The 15937-nt window shown below is 69.4% G+C and carries 15 protein-coding genes; 9 read left to right on the top strand and 6 right to left on the bottom strand.

All coding sequences use genetic code 11. The features are described 5' to 3' along the window. Positions 1-15: 15 nt before the first annotated feature. The 3 genes from trpE to rpe all read right to left on the bottom strand — a co-directional run bounded on the left by trpE (position 16) and on the right by rpe (position 3252). Complete coding sequence (gene trpE / locus AOZ49_RS29090) at positions 16-1536, bottom strand: anthranilate synthase component I (RefSeq protein WP_054435063.1); 1521 nt, start codon at positions 1534-1536, stop codon at positions 16-18. A 277-nt stretch (positions 1537-1813) separates the two neighbouring features. Then, a complete protein-coding gene (locus tag AOZ49_RS29085; RefSeq protein ID WP_054479314.1) occupies positions 1814-2521 on the bottom strand; it encodes a phosphoglycolate phosphatase in 708 nt (235 codons plus the stop codon). A gap of 11 nt (positions 2522-2532) precedes the next feature. After that, positions 2533-3252 carry a ribulose-phosphate 3-epimerase gene (rpe, locus tag AOZ49_RS29080; protein ID WP_054479312.1) on the bottom strand — a complete coding sequence of 240 codons (720 nt, stop codon included), beginning with the start codon at positions 3250-3252 and terminating at the stop codon, positions 2533-2535. A 45-nt stretch (positions 3253-3297) separates the two neighbouring features. On the opposite strand from rpe, the gene apaG reads away from it, so the two are divergent. The 5 genes from apaG (at position 3298) to AOZ49_RS29055 (ending at position 8135) form a co-directional block, all read left to right on the top strand. Next, entirely contained in the window at positions 3298-3672 is a 375-nt protein-coding gene (gene apaG / locus AOZ49_RS29075; RefSeq protein ID WP_006392509.1) for a Co2+/Mg2+ efflux protein ApaG, read from the top strand. A 41-nt stretch (positions 3673-3713) separates the two neighbouring features. Then, a complete protein-coding gene (locus AOZ49_RS29070; protein WP_054461046.1) occupies positions 3714-5015 on the top strand; it encodes a murein transglycosylase A in 1302 nt (433 codons plus the stop codon). After that, a complete protein-coding gene (locus AOZ49_RS29065; RefSeq protein WP_054434893.1) occupies positions 5012-6181 on the top strand; it encodes a UbiH/UbiF family hydroxylase in 1170 nt (389 codons plus the stop codon). Before AOZ49_RS29070 ends, AOZ49_RS29065 begins: the two co-directional genes overlap by 4 nt. 130 nt (positions 6182-6311) lie before the next feature. After that, positions 6312-7115, top strand: coding sequence for a DsbC family protein (locus AOZ49_RS29060; RefSeq protein WP_049070812.1), 804 nt, complete (start codon positions 6312-6314; stop codon positions 7113-7115). A 63-nt stretch (positions 7116-7178) separates the two neighbouring features. Next, complete coding sequence (locus tag AOZ49_RS29055; RefSeq protein ID WP_054479310.1) at positions 7179-8135, top strand: D-2-hydroxyacid dehydrogenase family protein; 957 nt, start codon at positions 7179-7181, stop codon at positions 8133-8135. A gap of 102 nt (positions 8136-8237) precedes the next feature. Here the strand turns inward: AOZ49_RS29055 and ttcA are convergent, their stop codons facing one another. Continuing rightward, positions 8238-9239 (bottom strand): tRNA 2-thiocytidine(32) synthetase TtcA, encoded by a 1002-nt coding sequence (gene ttcA / locus AOZ49_RS29050; protein WP_369815891.1) that lies wholly within the window; start codon positions 9237-9239, stop codon positions 8238-8240. Positions 9240-9295: 56 nt separating this feature from the next. Then, positions 9296-9655, bottom strand: a complete 360-nt coding sequence (gene folB, locus AOZ49_RS29045) for a dihydroneopterin aldolase (RefSeq protein WP_006392515.1) — start codon at positions 9653-9655, stop codon at positions 9296-9298. Between the two features lie 116 nt (positions 9656-9771). Between folB and AOZ49_RS29040 the strand changes: the two genes are divergently transcribed. Further along, positions 9772-10674, top strand: a complete 903-nt coding sequence (locus AOZ49_RS29040; RefSeq protein WP_054434889.1) for an NAD(P)/FAD-dependent oxidoreductase — start codon at positions 9772-9774, stop codon at positions 10672-10674. 109 nt (positions 10675-10783) lie between these two features. Further along, positions 10784-11680, top strand: coding sequence for a helix-turn-helix transcriptional regulator (locus AOZ49_RS29035; RefSeq protein ID WP_054479308.1), 897 nt, complete (start codon positions 10784-10786; stop codon positions 11678-11680). 38 nt (positions 11681-11718) lie between these two features. On the opposite strand, the gene pcaD is transcribed toward AOZ49_RS29035, so the two are convergent. Next, positions 11719-12519 (bottom strand): 3-oxoadipate enol-lactonase, encoded by an 801-nt coding sequence (gene pcaD / locus AOZ49_RS29030; protein WP_054479306.1) that lies wholly within the window; start codon positions 12517-12519, stop codon positions 11719-11721. A 161-nt stretch (positions 12520-12680) separates the two neighbouring features. On the opposite strand from pcaD, the gene AOZ49_RS29025 reads away from it, so the two are divergent. Both AOZ49_RS29025 and AOZ49_RS29020 read left to right on the top strand, forming a co-directional pair. Then, on the top strand, positions 12681-13607 hold the full coding sequence (locus AOZ49_RS29025) for a LysR family transcriptional regulator (protein WP_054479304.1): 927 nt from the start codon (positions 12681-12683) through the stop codon (positions 13605-13607). A gap of 142 nt (positions 13608-13749) precedes the next feature. Beyond that, positions 13750-15903, top strand: a complete 2154-nt coding sequence (locus AOZ49_RS29020) for a TonB-dependent siderophore receptor (protein WP_231690475.1) — start codon at positions 13750-13752, stop codon at positions 15901-15903. Positions 15904-15937: the final 34 nt, after the last annotated feature.

Here is a 15937-nt window from a genome sequence, read left to right as displayed (position 1 = left end):
GGGGGGGCGGGCGTCTCAGATGGGCTCGTCCAGGCCGTGCTGGACCTGCTCGGCGGCGCGCAGCACGGCGCGGGCCTTGGCCTCGGTCTCGGCCCATTCGGCTTCGGGGTTGGAGTCGGCGACGATGCCGGCGGCGGCCTGCACGTACAGCGTGCCGTCCTTGATGACGCCGGTGCGGATGGCGATGGCCACGTCCATTTCGCCGCCGTAGCTGAGGTAGCCGGCCGCGCCGCCGTAGATGCCGCGGCGCACGGGCTCGAGCTCGTCGATGATCTTCATGGCTTCGACCTTCGGCGCGCCGGTCAGCGTGCCGGCCGGGAACGAGGCGCGCAGCACGTCCATGCTGCTCATGCCCGGGTTCAGGTTGCCGGTGACGTTGGACACCAGGTGCATCACGTGCGAATAGCGCTCGATCACCATGGTGTCGCTGACCTTGACCGAACCCACCTCGGCGACGCGGCCGACGTCGTTGCGGGCCAGGTCGATCAGCATCACGTGCTCGGCCACTTCCTTGGGGTCGGCCTTGAGCTCGGCGGCCAGGGCGGCGTCTTCCTCGGGCGTGGCGCCGCGCTTGCGGGTGCCGGCCAGCGGGCGGATGGTGATCTGCGACTTCGGCGCGCCGTCGACGACAGTGCGCTCCTGGCGCACCAGGATCTCGGGCGACGCGCCCACCACCTGGAAGTCGCCGAAGTTCCAGAAGTACATGTAGGGGGAGGGATTGAGCGACCGCAGGGCGCGGTACAGCGAGAGGGGGGAGTCGCGGAACGGCTTGGCGATGACCTGGCCGATCTGCACCTGCATCAGGTCGCCGGCGGCGATGTGTTCCTTGGCGCGGTGCACGGCCGCCAGGTAGTCTTCCTTCTTGAAGTCGCGCCGCTCTTCGGTCTGCATGCTGGCGTGGCTGTAGGGGATTTCCACCGGGCGTCGCAGGCGCGCGCGCAGGTCGTGCAGGCGCTGCTGGGCGCGGCTGTAGCTCTCGGGCTGGCCCGGGTCGGCGTAGACCATCAGGTAGATGCGGCCGGCCAGGTTGTCGACGATGACCAGCTCGTCCACGTGCATCAGCATCAGGTCGGGCGTGCCGCCTTCCATGCCGGCCGGGAACGGCTTCACGGCGGGGCCCAGGCACGGTTCGATGTGGCGCACGGTGTCGTAGCCGAAGTAGCCGGCCAGGCCGCCGCAGAAGCGCGGCATGCCGGGGCGCAGGGCCACCTTGAAGCGGGCCTGGTACTGCTCGATGAAGGCCAGCGGGTCGCCGTCATGGGTTTCCACGACCTTGCCGTCGTGCAGCACTTCGGTGCGGGTGCCGCTGGCGCGGATCACCGTGCGGGCCGGCAGGCCGATGAACGAGTAGCGGCCGAAGCGCTCGCCGCCCACCACCGATTCCATCAGGCAAGTCATGCGGCCGGCCTGCGGGCCGGCATGGGCCAGCTTCAGGTAGATGCCCAGCGGGGTGTCCAGGTCGGCGTAGGTCTCGGCCACCAGCGGGATGCGGTTGTAGCCTTGGGCGGCGAGGGCTTTGAATTCGATTTCGGTCATGTCGGGTCTCGTGGGCGATGGGTATCTGCTTGGGACCAGGCACACAACAAAAAGCCCGGTCCAGGTTACTGGTTCCGGGCTTGGCTCTGTGTTCTACACAGTATCGGCGCTAGGCGGTGCGGTACGCGTCTAGGGCCGGGAAGGGAATCATCGCCACCCGGAAGACAAACGCCACCAGCGCCACGAGGCGCCGAGCATTTGGTTCTGGATGGAAACGTTCATCAGGAGGATATCGGTTCGATAGTCAGGTATGCCGTCAAAGGCGCGGACCCCGGCTTCAGGCCTGGGCTTTCGCGGCGTTCTGGTTCTGATTCCAGAGCTCCACCCACTGGGCGGCGTTGACGAGCGTGTCCACTATACCATCGACATCGAGCTCGCGCACGTCACGGCCTTCGTTGTAACCATACGGCACCACCAGCACCTGGGTGCCGGCGCTGCGGCCGGCCTGGGCGTCGTTGATGGAATCGCCGATGGTGACGGCCTCGGCCGCCGTCACGCCCAGCAGCTCGCAGGCGTGCAGCACCTGGTCCGGGTCGGGCTTGCGGCGGGCGCAGGTGTCGCCGCACACCACCGCGTCGAAAAACCCGGCCAGGCCGGTGCGTTGCAGCAGCGGCAGGGTGAATTCGGTGGGCTTGTTGGTGACCACGGCCAGCTTCAGGCCCTGCTCGCGCATGTGCTTGAGGCCCTCGATGACGCCGGGGTAGACCTGGGCGCGTTCGCCGTTGACCAGGTGATAGTGGCGGTAGAAGGCCTCGCGCGCCCGGGCGAAGTCCTCGGGCGAGGGATCGGCGGCGTCTAGGCTGCCGGCCAGGCTGCGGCGCACCAGGTTGTCCACCCCCTTGCCGACGAAGGTGGCCACGACATCCTCGCGCAGCGCGATCATGCCGAGTTCCACGCGCATGGCGTTGGCCGCGAAGGCCAGGTCGGGGATGGAGTCGAGCAGGGTGCCGTCCAGGTCCAGCAGCGCGGCGCGGAAGGGAGTCATGGCGGGGTTCCTCAGACGGCGGTGGTTTCGCCGATGGCGATCTGTTCGCGCATGGACTTGATGATGCCGGGGTAGTCGGGCTTGCCGAAGATGGCCGAGCCGGCCACGAAGGTGTCGGCGCCGGCGCGGCGGATCTCGGCGATGTTGTCGATCTTCACGCCGCCGTCCACCTGCAGCACGATTTCCTGGCCGCCGGCCTGGGTCCAGGCGTCGATGCGGGCGCGGGCCTCGCGCAGCTTGGTCAGCGCGCCGGGAATGAAGCTCTGGCCGCCGAAGCCGGGGTTGACCGACATGATCAGCACCAGGTCGACCTTGTCCATGACGTGGTCGAGGTACGACAGGGGCGTGGCGGGGTTGAACACCAGGCCGGCCTTACAGCCGTTCTCGCGGATCAGCGACAGGGTGCGGTCGACGTGGCGGCTGGCTTCCGGGTGGAAGCTGATGTAGTTGGCGCCGGCCTTGGCGAACATCGGCACCAGGGCGTCCACCGGCTCGACCATGAGGTGCACGTCGATCGGCACGGAAACATGGGGACGGATCGCCGCGCAGACCATCGGGCCGATGGTCAGGTTGGGCACGTAGTGGTTGTCCATCACATCGAAATGGATCCAGTCGGCGCCGGCGGCGACGACGTCACGCACTTCCTCGCCCAGGCGGGCGAAGTCGGCGGACAGGATGCTGGGGGTGATGCGGGTGGTGGTAGACATGGCGTTCGGGGTGGGTGAAGGCATAATGTGCCATTATTGCAGCTTGCTCGTGCCACACAGGAAAGGACTGTGAAACCCTACGACCTGAGCGTCTCCGTCTCGCCGCGCTTCGTGCCAGAACAGTCCGATCCGGGTGAGCAGCAGTTCGTGTTCGCCTATACCGTCCGCATCACCAATACCGGCGAGCATCCGGCCCAGGTGATCAGCCGCCACTGGATTATCACCGATGGCAACCAGCGCGTGCAGGAAGTGCGCGGGCTGGGCGTGGTCGGCCAGCAGCCCCTGCTGGCGCCCGGCGAGACCTTCGAATACACCAGCGGCTGTCCCCTCCCCACGCCGGTCGGGACGATGCGCGGCACCTACCATTGCGTCGGCGAGAACGGCATTCCGTTCGAAGTGCCGATTTCCGAATTCGTCCTGGCCATGCCGCGCACCCTGCACTGACGCGGGGCGCGGCCACACGTTGTACGGTTTTCCATCTGCTCATGAAGCGCATTCTTAGCCTGTCCGTGCTGTCGGTTCTGCTGGCGGCATGTACCACCACCTCAGAGATCCCGCCCGAATCCGGCGAACCCGGCGCCACCGGCGCGCGCCCCGCGGCCGCCGATGGCCCGCTGGTGGTGCCGGCGCTGTCGGCCCTGCCCGAGACGCCGCCGCGCGCCCTGGCCGGCAAGTACAAGCCCGGCACCTGGGCCGAGATGCCGGGCTGGACCAGCGACGACCTGGCCCAGTTCTGGCCCCTGTTCCTGCGCAACTGCAAGGGGCTGATGCGCCCGACCAGCGGCAACCTGGCCGCGCCGGCGCGCGCCACGCCGCGCGCCTGGCAGCCGGTCTGTGCCGCCGCGGCGGACCCGGCCCGGGCGCCCGCCGCCAACGATCCCGAGGGCGTGCGCCGCTTCCTGCAGACCTATCTGCAGCCGTGGCGCCTGAACGCGGCCGACGGCAAGCCGGCCGCCAATACCGTCACCGGTTACTACGAGCCGCTGGTGCGCGGCTCGCGCCGCCAGGGCGGCAACTACCAATGGCCGCTGTACGCGGTGCCGGCCGACCTGCTGACCATCGACCTGGGCTCGGTCTACCCGGACCTGGCCGGCAAGCGCGTGCGCGGCAAGCTCGAAGGCAAGCGCGTGGTGCCCTACGACACCCGCGCCGCGATCGAAGCCTCCGGCCGCCGCCCGCCGGTGGTGGTGTGGGTCGATGATCCGGTCGACAACTTCTTCCTGCAGGTGCAGGGCTCGGGCCGCGTGCTGCTGACCGACGGCCCCGACAGCGGCAAGACCATCCGCGTGGCCTACGCCGACCACAACGGCCAGCCCTACGTGTCCATCGGCCGCTGGCTGGCGGACCGCGGCGAGCTGTCGGCCGACCAGGCCTCGATGCAGAACATCCGCGCCTGGGCGCAGCGCAATCCCAAGCGCGTGCCCGAGATGCTCAACGCCAACCCGGCGGTGGTGTTCTTCCGCGAAGAGCCGGTGATCGATCCCGAACTCGGCCCCAAGGGCGCCTATGGCGTCAACCTGGCGCCGAAACGCGCGATCGCGGTGGACGCCGGCTTCGTGCCGCTGGGCACGCCGGTGTTCCTGGCCACCACTTTCCCGGCCTCCGACCGGCCGCTGCAGCGCCTGGTGTTCGCGCAGGACACCGGCACCGCCATCCGCGGCGCGGCGCGCGCCGACTTCTATTGGGGCTACGGCGACGAGGCCGGCCAGCAGGCCGGGCGCATGAAACAGCGCGGCCAGATGTGGTTGCTGTGGCCGAAACAGGCCGGGGAGCCGAGCGCAAGATGACACACCAGATCGTGGTTTGCGGGGCCGGCATCGTCGGCCTGTCCTCGGCCCTGGCGCTGGCCCGCCGCGGCCAGCGCGTGGCCCTGCTGGCGCCGCGCGTGAGCGTGCCGCCGGCCGATCCCAATCATTACCATGCGCGCGTCTACGCCATCTCGCCCGCCAGCCAGCGTTTCCTGGCCGAGCTGGGCGTGTGGGACGCGATGCCGTCGGCCCGCCTGACGCCGGTGCAGGCCATGGAGATCCATGGCGACGCCGACGGCCTGGTGCACCTGAACGCCTGGCAGGCGGCCCTGCCGCAACTGGCCTGGATCGTCGAATCCGGCGAGATCGAGCGGGTGCTGATCCAGGCGGTGCGCATGTTCGGCATTCCGTGGCTGGAAGACCGCTGCACCGGCTACCAGGCCGGCGCGGTGGACACCGAGAGCGGCGCCCGCATCCAGGCCGAATTGTTCGTCGGCGCCGATGGCGCGGCCTCGCCGCTGCGCACCGCCGCCGGCCTCAAGCATGATGCCGTGTCCTACAACGACACCGGGCTGGTGGTGAACCTGGACGCCGAGCGCGCCCACCAGGGCACCGCCTTCCAGTGGTTCCGCGACGATGGCGTGCTGGCGCTGCTGCCGCTGCCCGACACCGCGGATGGTCCGCAGGTGTCGATGGTCTGGTCGATGCGCAGCGAGCAGGCCCGGGAATTGCTGGCCTTGCCGCCCGAGGAACAGGCCGCGCGGCTCGAATCGATGCTGGAACACGCGGCGCAGGGCCGCCTGGGCCGCCTGAAGGTGCGCAGCAAGCTGCACGGCTTTCCGCTGACGCTGGAGCGCGCCCAGATGGTGGCGCCCGGCATCGCGCTGGCCGGCGACGCCGCGCACCGCCTGCATCCGCTGGCCGGGCAGGGCCTGAACCTGGGCCTGGGCGACGTCGAGGCGCTGGCCCGCACCGTGGCCGGACGCGAACCCTACCGCCAGGCCGGCGACCTGCGCGTGCTGCACCGCTACCAGCGCGCCCGCGCCGAGCCGGTGCTGGCGTTGCGGCTGGCCACCGACGGCCTGCACAAGCTGTTCGGCTCGCGCGCCACGCCGCTGGTGTGGCTGCGCAATGCCGGCATGCACTGGGTCGAGCGCGCGCCGCTGGTCAAGCGGCGCCTGATCGCCGGGGCATCGACGAATTAGGGACCGGTTCCGGGACGGAACCCGCCCGCGGCGGGCGTGTCTGATTCCCAGGAGGCCGGCCCGGGCCGGGCGCCGGATCGGTTACGCTTTCGGCCATCGAAGGCGAGACGTCACAAATACAGGAGTCCCCATGAATTTCCGTTTTTCCGCCGTGTTGGCGGCCTGCTTCATGGCCGCCGGGCTGGGCCTGTCGGCCGGCGCCCAGGCGCAGGCCAGCGGCGACAAGTCCGTCTCCACCAATTCGGTCGGCAAGGCGGACAAGGGCGGCAAGAGCTATTCCACCACCCAGGTGGCGCCGGCGGACCCCGTGGCGGACGCGGTCAAGGAACGTTTCAAGCAGCGCTTCACCGGCATGGACGTGACCGCCGTGCGCCGCACGCCCTACGGCCTGTTCGAGGTGCAGCTGGGCATGGACCTGCTGTACACCGATGAAAAGGTGACCTGGGTCATGGAAGGGCCGTTGATCGACGCCATGACGCGCCGCGACGTCACCCGCGAGGCGCAGGAAAAGCTCGGCTCCATCCCGTTCGACCAGTTGCCGCTGGACCTGGCCATCAAGCAGGTCAAGGGCGACGGCTCGCGCAAGGTCGCCATTTTCGAAGACCCCAACTGCGGCTACTGCAAGCAGCTGCGCAAGACGCTCGAAGACGTGGACAACCTGACCGTCTACACCTTCCTGTACCCGATCCTGTCGCCGGACTCGAACACCAAGGTCCGCGACGTCTGGTGCGCGCCGGACCCGGGCAAGGCCTGGGACGACTGGATGCTGCGCGGCCAGAAGCCGGCCACCGCCAATTGCAGCGTGCCCGAGGACAAGCTGCTGGCGCTGGGCAAGCAGCTGATGGTGCGCGGCACCCCCACCTTGTTCTTCGCCGACGGCACGCGCATCAGCGGCGCGCTGCCGCTGGACCAGCTCAAGGCACGACTGAACTGACCGGCGCGGGTCGCGTCGGCCGGGCGGCTGGCGCGGCAAGCGCCACGCCACCCGGAGACAGACTTGAAAATCGCAATACTCGACGATTACCACGACGTTGCCAAACGCTACGCGGACTGGGGTTCCCTGGGCGGCGACGCCGACGTGCGGATCTTCAACAACTTCATCCCCGACGAGCAGGTCGAGGCCACGCTCGAACCCTTCGACGTGATCGTGGCCATGCGCGAGCGCACGCCGTTCCCCGCCGACCGCATCCGTGCGCTGCCCAACCTGCGCCTGCTGGTCACCACCGGCATGCGCAACAACGCCATCGACATGCCGGCCTGCGCCGCGCAGGGCATCGTGGTCAGCGGCGCGCCCGGCAGCGCCGACGCCAACACCGCCACCGCCGAACTGGCCTGGGCCCACATCCTGGGCCTGTTCAAGCACCTGCCCGCCGAGGACGCCGCCATGCGCCGCGGCATGTGGCAGACCGCCATGCCCGAGCCGCTGGCCGGCAAGCGCCTGGGCGTGCTGGGGCTGGGCAAGCTGGGCGCCGCGGTGGCCAAGGTGGGCCTGGCGTTCGGCATGGACGTGGTGGCCTGGAGCCCCAACCTGACCGACGAGCGCGCCGCCGAGGCGGGCGTCAAGCGGGTCGACAAGCACGAGCTGTTCGCCACGTCCGACGTGGTCAGCCTGCACCTGATCCTGTCCGATCGCAGCCGCCACATCGTCGACGCCGCGGCGCTGGCCGCGATGAAGCCGACGGCCTATCTGGTGAACACCTCGCGCGCCGGCCTGGTGGACCAGGCGGCGCTGATGGACGCGCTGGTGAAATTCCGCATCGCCGGCGCCGGCCTGGACGTGTACCCGGAAGAGCCGCTGTCGCCGACCGACAATGTGCGCGACCTGGACAACGTCATCCTGACGCCGCACCTGGGCTATGTCAGCCGCGAGAACTTCGAGGCCTTCTACCGCAACGCGCTGGAGGCCGTGAAGGCCTGGCGCGCCGGCCAGCCGGTGCGGGTGCTGAACGCCTGAACGCCTGAACGCCACTATGGAAAAGGCCCCGGTATTTCGCCCCTAGTGGGTCGGAACATCGGGGCCTTTTGCTATCCACGCCGCGCGCGGACAGGGCGGCGTTCAGCCGCGCGTGAAGGTCACTTTCTTTTCGACGATGCCGGCCGCGTCGGGCGTGGCGGGCGTATCGCCGCAGGCTTCGTCCGCCTCATCCGACGGATCGACCGCGTCGAACGCGGTGTCGCCGTTGGCGTCCGGCACGCCGGTCGGCTTGAGGCCGACGAAATCGAACAGGTCGCGGTCCATCAGGTGCGACGGCACCACGCGCGACAGCGCGTTGAAGACGTTCCACGAGCGGCCCGGGTGCTGCTTGTCCCATTCCTTGATCATGCGGCCGACTTCCTTGCGCTTCAGGTTTTCCTGGGAGCCGCACAGGTTGCAGGGAATGATCGGGAACTGCTTGAGTTCGGCGTAGGCGATCAGGTCGGTTTCCGGCACGTAGGCGAGCGGGCGGATGACGGTGTGGCGGCCGTCGTCGGACACCAGCTTGGGCGGCATGCCCTTGGCCTTGCCGCCATAGAACAGGTTCAGGAAGAACGTGCCCAGGATGTCGTCGCGGTGGTGGCCGAGCGCGATCTTGGTGGCGCCCAGTTCCGAGGCCACGCGGTACAGGATGCCGCGGCGCAGGCGCGAACAGAGCGAGCACATCGTCTTGCCCTCTTCGAGCACGCGCGTGACGATCGAATAGGTATCCTGCGTCTCGATGTGGAACGGCACGCCCAGTTCGGTCAGGTAGCGCGGCAGGATGTCGGCGGGAAAGCCGGGCTGCTTCTGGTCCAGGTTGACCGCGACCAGCTCGAACGGGAACGGCGCGCGCTTTTGCAGCTGGAGCAGGATGTCCAGCATGGCGTAGGAGTCCTTGCCGCCCGACAGGCACACCATGACGCGGTCGCCCGCCTCGATCATGTTGTAGTCGGACAGGGCGCGGGTGGTCTCGCGCGCCAGGCGCTTGGTGAGCTTGTTGCCTTCGTGGCGGGCTTTTTTCTCGTCGGGCCGTCCCACGGGAAAAACGCCCCCTTGGGGGGCAGCAAGCGCGCTTTGCGCGTGCGGCGTGGGGGCCTTGATTTCTTCCGCTTCGGTGCGAAAGCGGACTTCGGGGGGAGTGGCGATGTCGTTCATGGTCAACGCGAGATCTGGATTTCCACGCCCACCGCCGCACAGTCGGAAAAGGCCATGGGCTTGCTGATGCGCAGGCGCAGCGAGCGGATTTCATGGAAGTCGGCCAACAGGCGCGCGGCGACTTGTTCCACCAGGGTTTCGATCAGGTTCACGTGCGCCTGGGTGCATTCCTCGACGATGGCCTCGCGCAGGCGGCGATAGTCCAGCACGCTGTGGATATCGTGGTCGTCGACCGAGCGCTGGATGTCGACGTCGAACTCGGCATCGACGTGCAGCGGCTGGGTGGCGCGGCGTTCGTGTTCGAGGATGCCGATGCGGGCGTCGAGCGCGAGCCCGGATAGGATGATGCGGCGAGTGGGCATGATGAAAACCTGGGTGGAATCCCGGAATTGTAAGGCGGCGGCGGACCGGGCCGGCGCGCTGGCTACAATTCGGCCATGGCCGGACGCCCGCGCGGGGACGGCGAACAAGGGATGAAATGCAACAGATGCACGATGCGGTCATTGTAGGCGGCGGCCCGGCCGGCGCCTCCTGCGCCCTCTGGCTGGCCCGGCTGGGCCTGGCGCCGCTGCTGGTCGAGGCCAGCGGCCGCCTGGGCGGCCTGAGCGTGGACAACCCGTTCGCCGATGACTGGATCGCGGTGCTGCCCGGCATGACCGGCCAGCAGGTGGCCGCCAATATCGATACCAGCGTGCGCGCCGCCGGCGTGCCGCTGCGCCTGGACACCCGGGTGACCGCGGTGCGCCCGTGCAAGGGCGGCATCGAGGCGACCCTGGCCGACGCCAATGGGGACGTATCGCAGGCGCGCGGCCGCACCCTGGTGATCGCCTCGGGCGTGCGCGCCAAGGGCTTTCCGGAACATCCGCCGGGCTCGCAATGGCCGGGGGTGCTGATCGGACCGGGCTCGCCGATCGTGGCGCAGGATTACTCCGGCCTGTCGGTGGCGGTGCTGGGGGGCGGCGACAACGCCTTCGAGAACTACGTCTATGTGCGCAACCGCGGCGCTCGCGCCGTGCATCTGTACGCCCGCAGCGTGCGGGCCCAGCAGCAATGGGTGCAGCGCGCCGGCAAGGAAGGCGTGCGCATCGGCCCGTACCAGGTCGATCCGGCCACGCGCAGCGTCGACGGCCAGCGCTACGACCTGATCCTGGTGTTCTACGGCTGGGAGCCGCAGGCCGCGTTCGCCGACGGCCTGCAACTGGCGCGCGATGCGCGCGGGTATATCCGCACCGATTTCGCCACCGCCGAGACCAGCGTGCCGGACATCTATGCCATCGGCGAAGTGGCCCACCGCATGCATCCCTGCGTGGTCACGTCGATGGCGGACGGCGTGGTGGCCGCCAAGGCGATCCAGCGGCGCTGGGAGCGCGCCGGGGAATAACGCCGGGCGCGTTGGCGGGCGGATACCTGTCCGGTTTGAGTTCCGGTAGCGAGCGGGTAATAATAATTATTCTCAAATAAACCCATCCGTTCCTCCCGGATCGTTTCCCATGTTCCATTCCCGCGCCGGCCGCGCCACGGCCGCCGCCGACTATCACCGCGTCGACGCGGCCTTCGACCTCGCCAACGGCCGCGGCCTGCGCGCCGGCGTGTTCCGCCGCGGCCGCACCGAATGGCGCGAAGAGGCGCTGTACCCCGGCCTCAAGGTCATCCTGCTCGATGGGCGCGTCAGCAGCCGGGTCGAGGACCGCCCGCCGCTGGCTCTGTGCGGCCCGGTGCTGTGCCTGGCCTGGGCGCCGGGGCAGGCCAGCGGCGCGGACGCGTTCGAGGCCGGCGTCGACCAGCAGTTCACGCTGGCCACGCTGCCGGCGGCGCAACTGCGCGACGAACTGGGCATCGATCCCGATTTCCTGCGCGGCCTGGACCCCGCCGCGGGCGCCGACGGCCCGGTCGTCTGGCACGGCGCGGCGGGCCGCGAGGCGCGGCGCATCGCCGCCCAGGTGCGAGTCTGCCGCTACGAGGGCGCGGCGCGCGCGCTGTATCTGGCGGCCAAGAGCCTGGAGCTGGCGGCGGTGACGCTGGCCCAGGCCGGGCAGGCGTTGCCGGCCGGCCGCGCGGCGTCGCCGGTGGCCGCGGCCCGCGAACTGGACGCGGCGCACGAGGCGCATCGCCGCCTTGCCACCGACCTGCGCGAGGCGCCGTCGACGGCGGCGCTGGCGCGTGAACTCGGGCTCAACGCGCGTCAGCTGGACCTGGCGTTCAAGCGCGCCTTCGGCGTCAGCATGGCGCGCCATCTGCAGGAAACGCGCCTGACGCGCGGCCGCGAATTGATCCTGAACGGCGGCCTGAGCGTGTCTGAGGCGGCCTGGCACGTGGGCTACGCGCCCGCGCATTTCTCGGTGGCCTTCCGGCGCCGTTTCGGCGCCGCGCCCAGCAGCTTGCGCTGAACCCGCGCCGGCCCCGTCCGACATGGCGGACGCGGGCATCAATGCGCCAGCAGGAACCCCAGCACCGCCTCGCGGAATTCCGCAGGGCGTTCGATGTTGGACAGGTGCACCGCCTCCAGCAGGCGCCATTGCGCGCCGGGCACGGTCGCGGCGATCTGTTCGCCGTGGCTGGCGGCGGTGACGGTGTCGTCGCGGCCCGCGATCACCAGCGTCGGCCGCGGAATCAACGCGATGGTGCGGCGCAGGTCGGTGTCGCGCACCGCCGCGAACGCGCCCGCCAGGCCGTGCGGGTCGGTGTTCAGCAGCATGTCGCGGAAGGTGTCGATGACCGGCCCGCCGGCGCGCAGCATCGCGGCCGGGAACCAGTTCGCCAGGAACGTCTCGGCGGTCTCCGTCATGTCCGGCGCCCGCAGGGTGGCGGCGATGCGCTCGTCCCATTGCGGCGCGGGGCCGAGATAGGGCGAGGTGTTGGCCAGGATCAGCCGGTCGATGCGGTCCGGCGCATGCACGCCCAGCCATTGGCCGACGATGCCGCCCAGCGACAGGCCGAGGAAGTGGGCGCGGTCCACGCCCAGCGCGTCGAACAGTTCCAGCACGTCGCGGCCGAGCCGGTCCAGCGAGTAGGCGCCGGGCGGCACGCTGGACGCGCCATGACCGCGGGTGTCGAAGCGCAGCACGCGGAAGTGCCGCGCCAGCGCCGGCGCCAGGTCGTCCCACATGTGCAGCGTGGTGCCGATGGAGTTGGACAGGGCCAGCACCGGCAGGCCGGCGTCGCCGTCCCAGCGGTAGGCGATGCGGGCGCCGTCGCCCGTGGTGATGAAAGTCGTGTCGGTAGGCATGATGAGCGTCCTGTCATGTATGAGGGGGATGCGGGGCTCGGGGCGGATGTCGCGCTCATCCGCCGGGCCGGGCAACGGTGTCGACCGTGAGACGGATCGTAGTTGCGGCCCATCTTGAAAGAAATTACAAAGATCGCACAGTCACTGTAGGAAAACCTGACATGAGCGAATTCACGCTGCACGACCTGCAATGCTTTGACGCGGTGGTGCGGGCCGGCGGCTTCCAGGCCGCGGCCGAGACGCTGCATCGCTCGCACCCCGCGGTGTTCGCGGCCGTGGCCAAGCTGGAGCGGCAACTGGACCTGGCGCTGCTGGACCGCAGCGGCTATCGGGTGCGGCCCACTGCCGCCGGGCAATCGTTCCATGCGCGGGCCCAGGCGCTGCTGCGCGAACTGGCCGGCCTGCGCGCCCACGCCGAGCAGTTGGCGATGGGCCAGGAAAGCGAATTGAACGTGGTGGTCGGCGACTTCTGTCCGCGTCCGCTGCTGCTGGGGCTGCTGGGCCAGTTCTTCGCGCAGTGGCCGGCCACGCGCCTGAACCTGCACTTCGAGGCCGTGACCGGTCCGTGGGAACGGCTGCTGGATGGCGACGCCGACCTGATCCTGCACCGCGTGGAGCCGGGCGACGCGCGCGTCGAATGGCTGGAACTGGGCGGCGTGCCGTTCGTGCCGGTGGCCGCGCCCGGCTATCTGGCGCCGGCCCCGCGCGCGTTGCGACCCGAGCACCTGCGCGACTACACCCAATGCGTCATGCGCGACACCGCCCGCCACACGCCGGCGCGCGACTACTTCATGATCGAGGGCGCGCGCCGGTGCACCGTGGCCGACCCGTTGATGAAGAAGGAAATCATCCTGCAGGGCCTGGGCTGGGGCCACATGCCGCGCTTCCTGGTCGAGGACGAGTTGCGCGACGGCCGCCTGCTGTCGCTGGCCACCCGTCACCTGCCGGGCAGCACCGAGACGCTGGCCGCCGCGCGCCGCGCCGACCGGCCGCAGGGGCCGGTCATGGCGCGCCTGTGGGACGCCCTGCGCGCGCACGCGCCCGCCATCCGCCAGGCGGTGTCGCCGGTGAAAAAACGAAAGCCTTAATCCGGAATTCGAAAGCCTTTTGCATTGCCCGCCGCGGCGCCGTTGAAGATGATTATCAATCTTGTTGAACGGGCTGGAAGCGGAGGCAATGGTGGGTATCGAGACAGGTGGAACGCGCGCCGCATGGCTGCGGCGCGGCGCCATGATGATGAGTCTGGCGGCGGGCGCGCCAGCCAGCGCGCAAGCGGTCGAGGCGGCCGGCGCCGCCACGCTGGCGCCCGTGACAGTGCAGGGCGAGCAGGTCGGCGTCACCGAAGGCAGCGCGTCCTACACCGCGCCCAGCGTCACCATCGGCGGCAAGCTGCCGCTGTCGCTGCGCGAGATCCCGCAGTCGGTGTCGGTCATCACGCGCCAGCGCATCGAGGACCAGAACCTGGCGTCGCTGGAGGACGCCATGGCGCAGACCCCGGGCATCACCATCGACCTGATGGGCACCGCCGCGGTTCCGCAGTTCTATTCGCGCGGTTTCCAGATCGAGTACTTCCAGTACGACGGCGTGCCGATGCAGACCGGCGGCGCATCGTGGACGCAGCCCGACCTGTTCATGTTCGACCACGTCGAACTGTTGCGGGGCGCGGCTGGCCTGTTCAACGGCGCGGGCCAGCCGGGCGGCGTCATCAACCTGGTGCGCAAGCGTCCCGCGCGCGCGCTGCAATTCAGCGGTTCGGCCAGCGCCGGATCATGGGACAACTACCGCGGCGAACTCGACCTGTCGACGCCGCTGAACGCGTCGGGCTCGGTGCGTGGCCGCATCGCCACCGCGCAGGAAGACCGCAAGTATTTCTACGACGTGGCCAATTCGCGGAAGCAGGCCTACTACGGCATCGTCGAAGCCGACCTGGGCGAGCGCACGCTGCTGACCGTGGGCGGCAGCTACCAGAAACGCGACTGGCTGCCCTACATGATGCAGCTGCCGCGCTACAAGGACGGCGGCGATCTCGGGCTGACGCGCGGCACCTACCTGGGCGCCGACTGGAACCGCTGGGACTTCGAGAACACGCAGGTGTTCGCCGAGCTGGCGCACCAGTTTTCGTCGGACTGGACCGTCAAGCTCAACGTCAACCAGGCCGAGGAAACCAGCAAGCTCAAGTACGCCTACGTGCGCGGCGCCGTCGACCGCCAGACCGGCCTGGGGCCGCGCCTGTATGGCGGCGGCAACCAGTATCGCAATGAGCAGTTGGGCGTGGACCTGATGGTGACCGGCGCGTTCGAGGCGCTGGGCCGCCGCCACGAACTGGTGTTCGGCGGCAACTGGTACGACCGCAGCGCGCGCGCCTACAACGCCTATTCGCTGCCGGGCTTCGCGGCGCGGCCGGTGGACGTTTTCCATTACGACGTCCACGACCATCCGGAACCGGCCGATCCGCAATGGGGCAGCAAGAGCGACGTCAAGACGCGCCAGTCGGGCCTCTACGCGATGGCGCGCCTGAAGGTGGCCGATCCGTTGACGCTGGTGCTGGGCTCGCGCATGAGCTGGTGGCGCACGCAGAGCACCAACTTGATCAGCGGCCGCGGCGACCCGGCCATCAGCGAGCATGGCCGCATGACGCCGTATGCCGGTCTGGTCTACGACATCGACAGCCACTGGACCGCCTACGCCAGCTACGCCGACATCTTCCGCGTGCAGAGCGACCTGCGTTCGGCCAGCGGCGGATCGCTGCCGCCGGTGGTCGGCTCCAACTACGAGGCGGGCCTGAAAAGCGAATGGCTGGACGGCAAGCTGAACGCCTCGTTCGCGCTGTTCCGCATCACCGAGCGCAACCGCGCGCAGCGCGACCCAAACTACCCCGAGGTCGGCGATTGCTGCTACGAGGCCAGCGGCCAGGTGCGCAGCCAGGGGGTCGAAACCGAGGTTTCGGGCCGGCTCGCGCCGGGCTGGGAAGTGGCGGGCGGCTACACCTTCAACACCACCCGCTACCTGAAGGACAACACCAACGGCGGCGCGGCCTTCCGCACCTTCACGCCCCGCCACATCTTCCAGCTGTGGACCACCTATCAGCTGCCGGGCCAATGGAACCGCTGGAGCGTGGGCGGCGGCGTCAACGTCAAGAGCGGCATCTACACCGAAAGCGCGGCGCAGGGGCCGGTCAGCGGCAGCTCCGTGCGCGTGTCGCAGGGCGGCTACGCCATCTGGAACGCGCGCGTCGGCTATCGCGTCAACGAGCACGTCTCGATGGGGTTGAACGTCAACAATCTGTTCGACAAGGTCTATTACCAGCGCCTGGGCAACGCCGACATGGGCAACGCCTATGGCGAGCCGCGCAGCGTCATGCTGAGCATGCGCGTCAAGTACTGATGAACGCTTCGCCTGCACGTATCGAGTGCAGGCA

Source organism: Achromobacter sp. 2789STDY5608615, from assembly GCF_001298995.1.
Taxonomy (GTDB): Bacteria; Pseudomonadota; Gammaproteobacteria; order Burkholderiales; family Burkholderiaceae_B; genus Achromobacter; species Achromobacter insuavis.
This window is presented reverse-complemented; position numbering and strand designations above follow the sequence as displayed.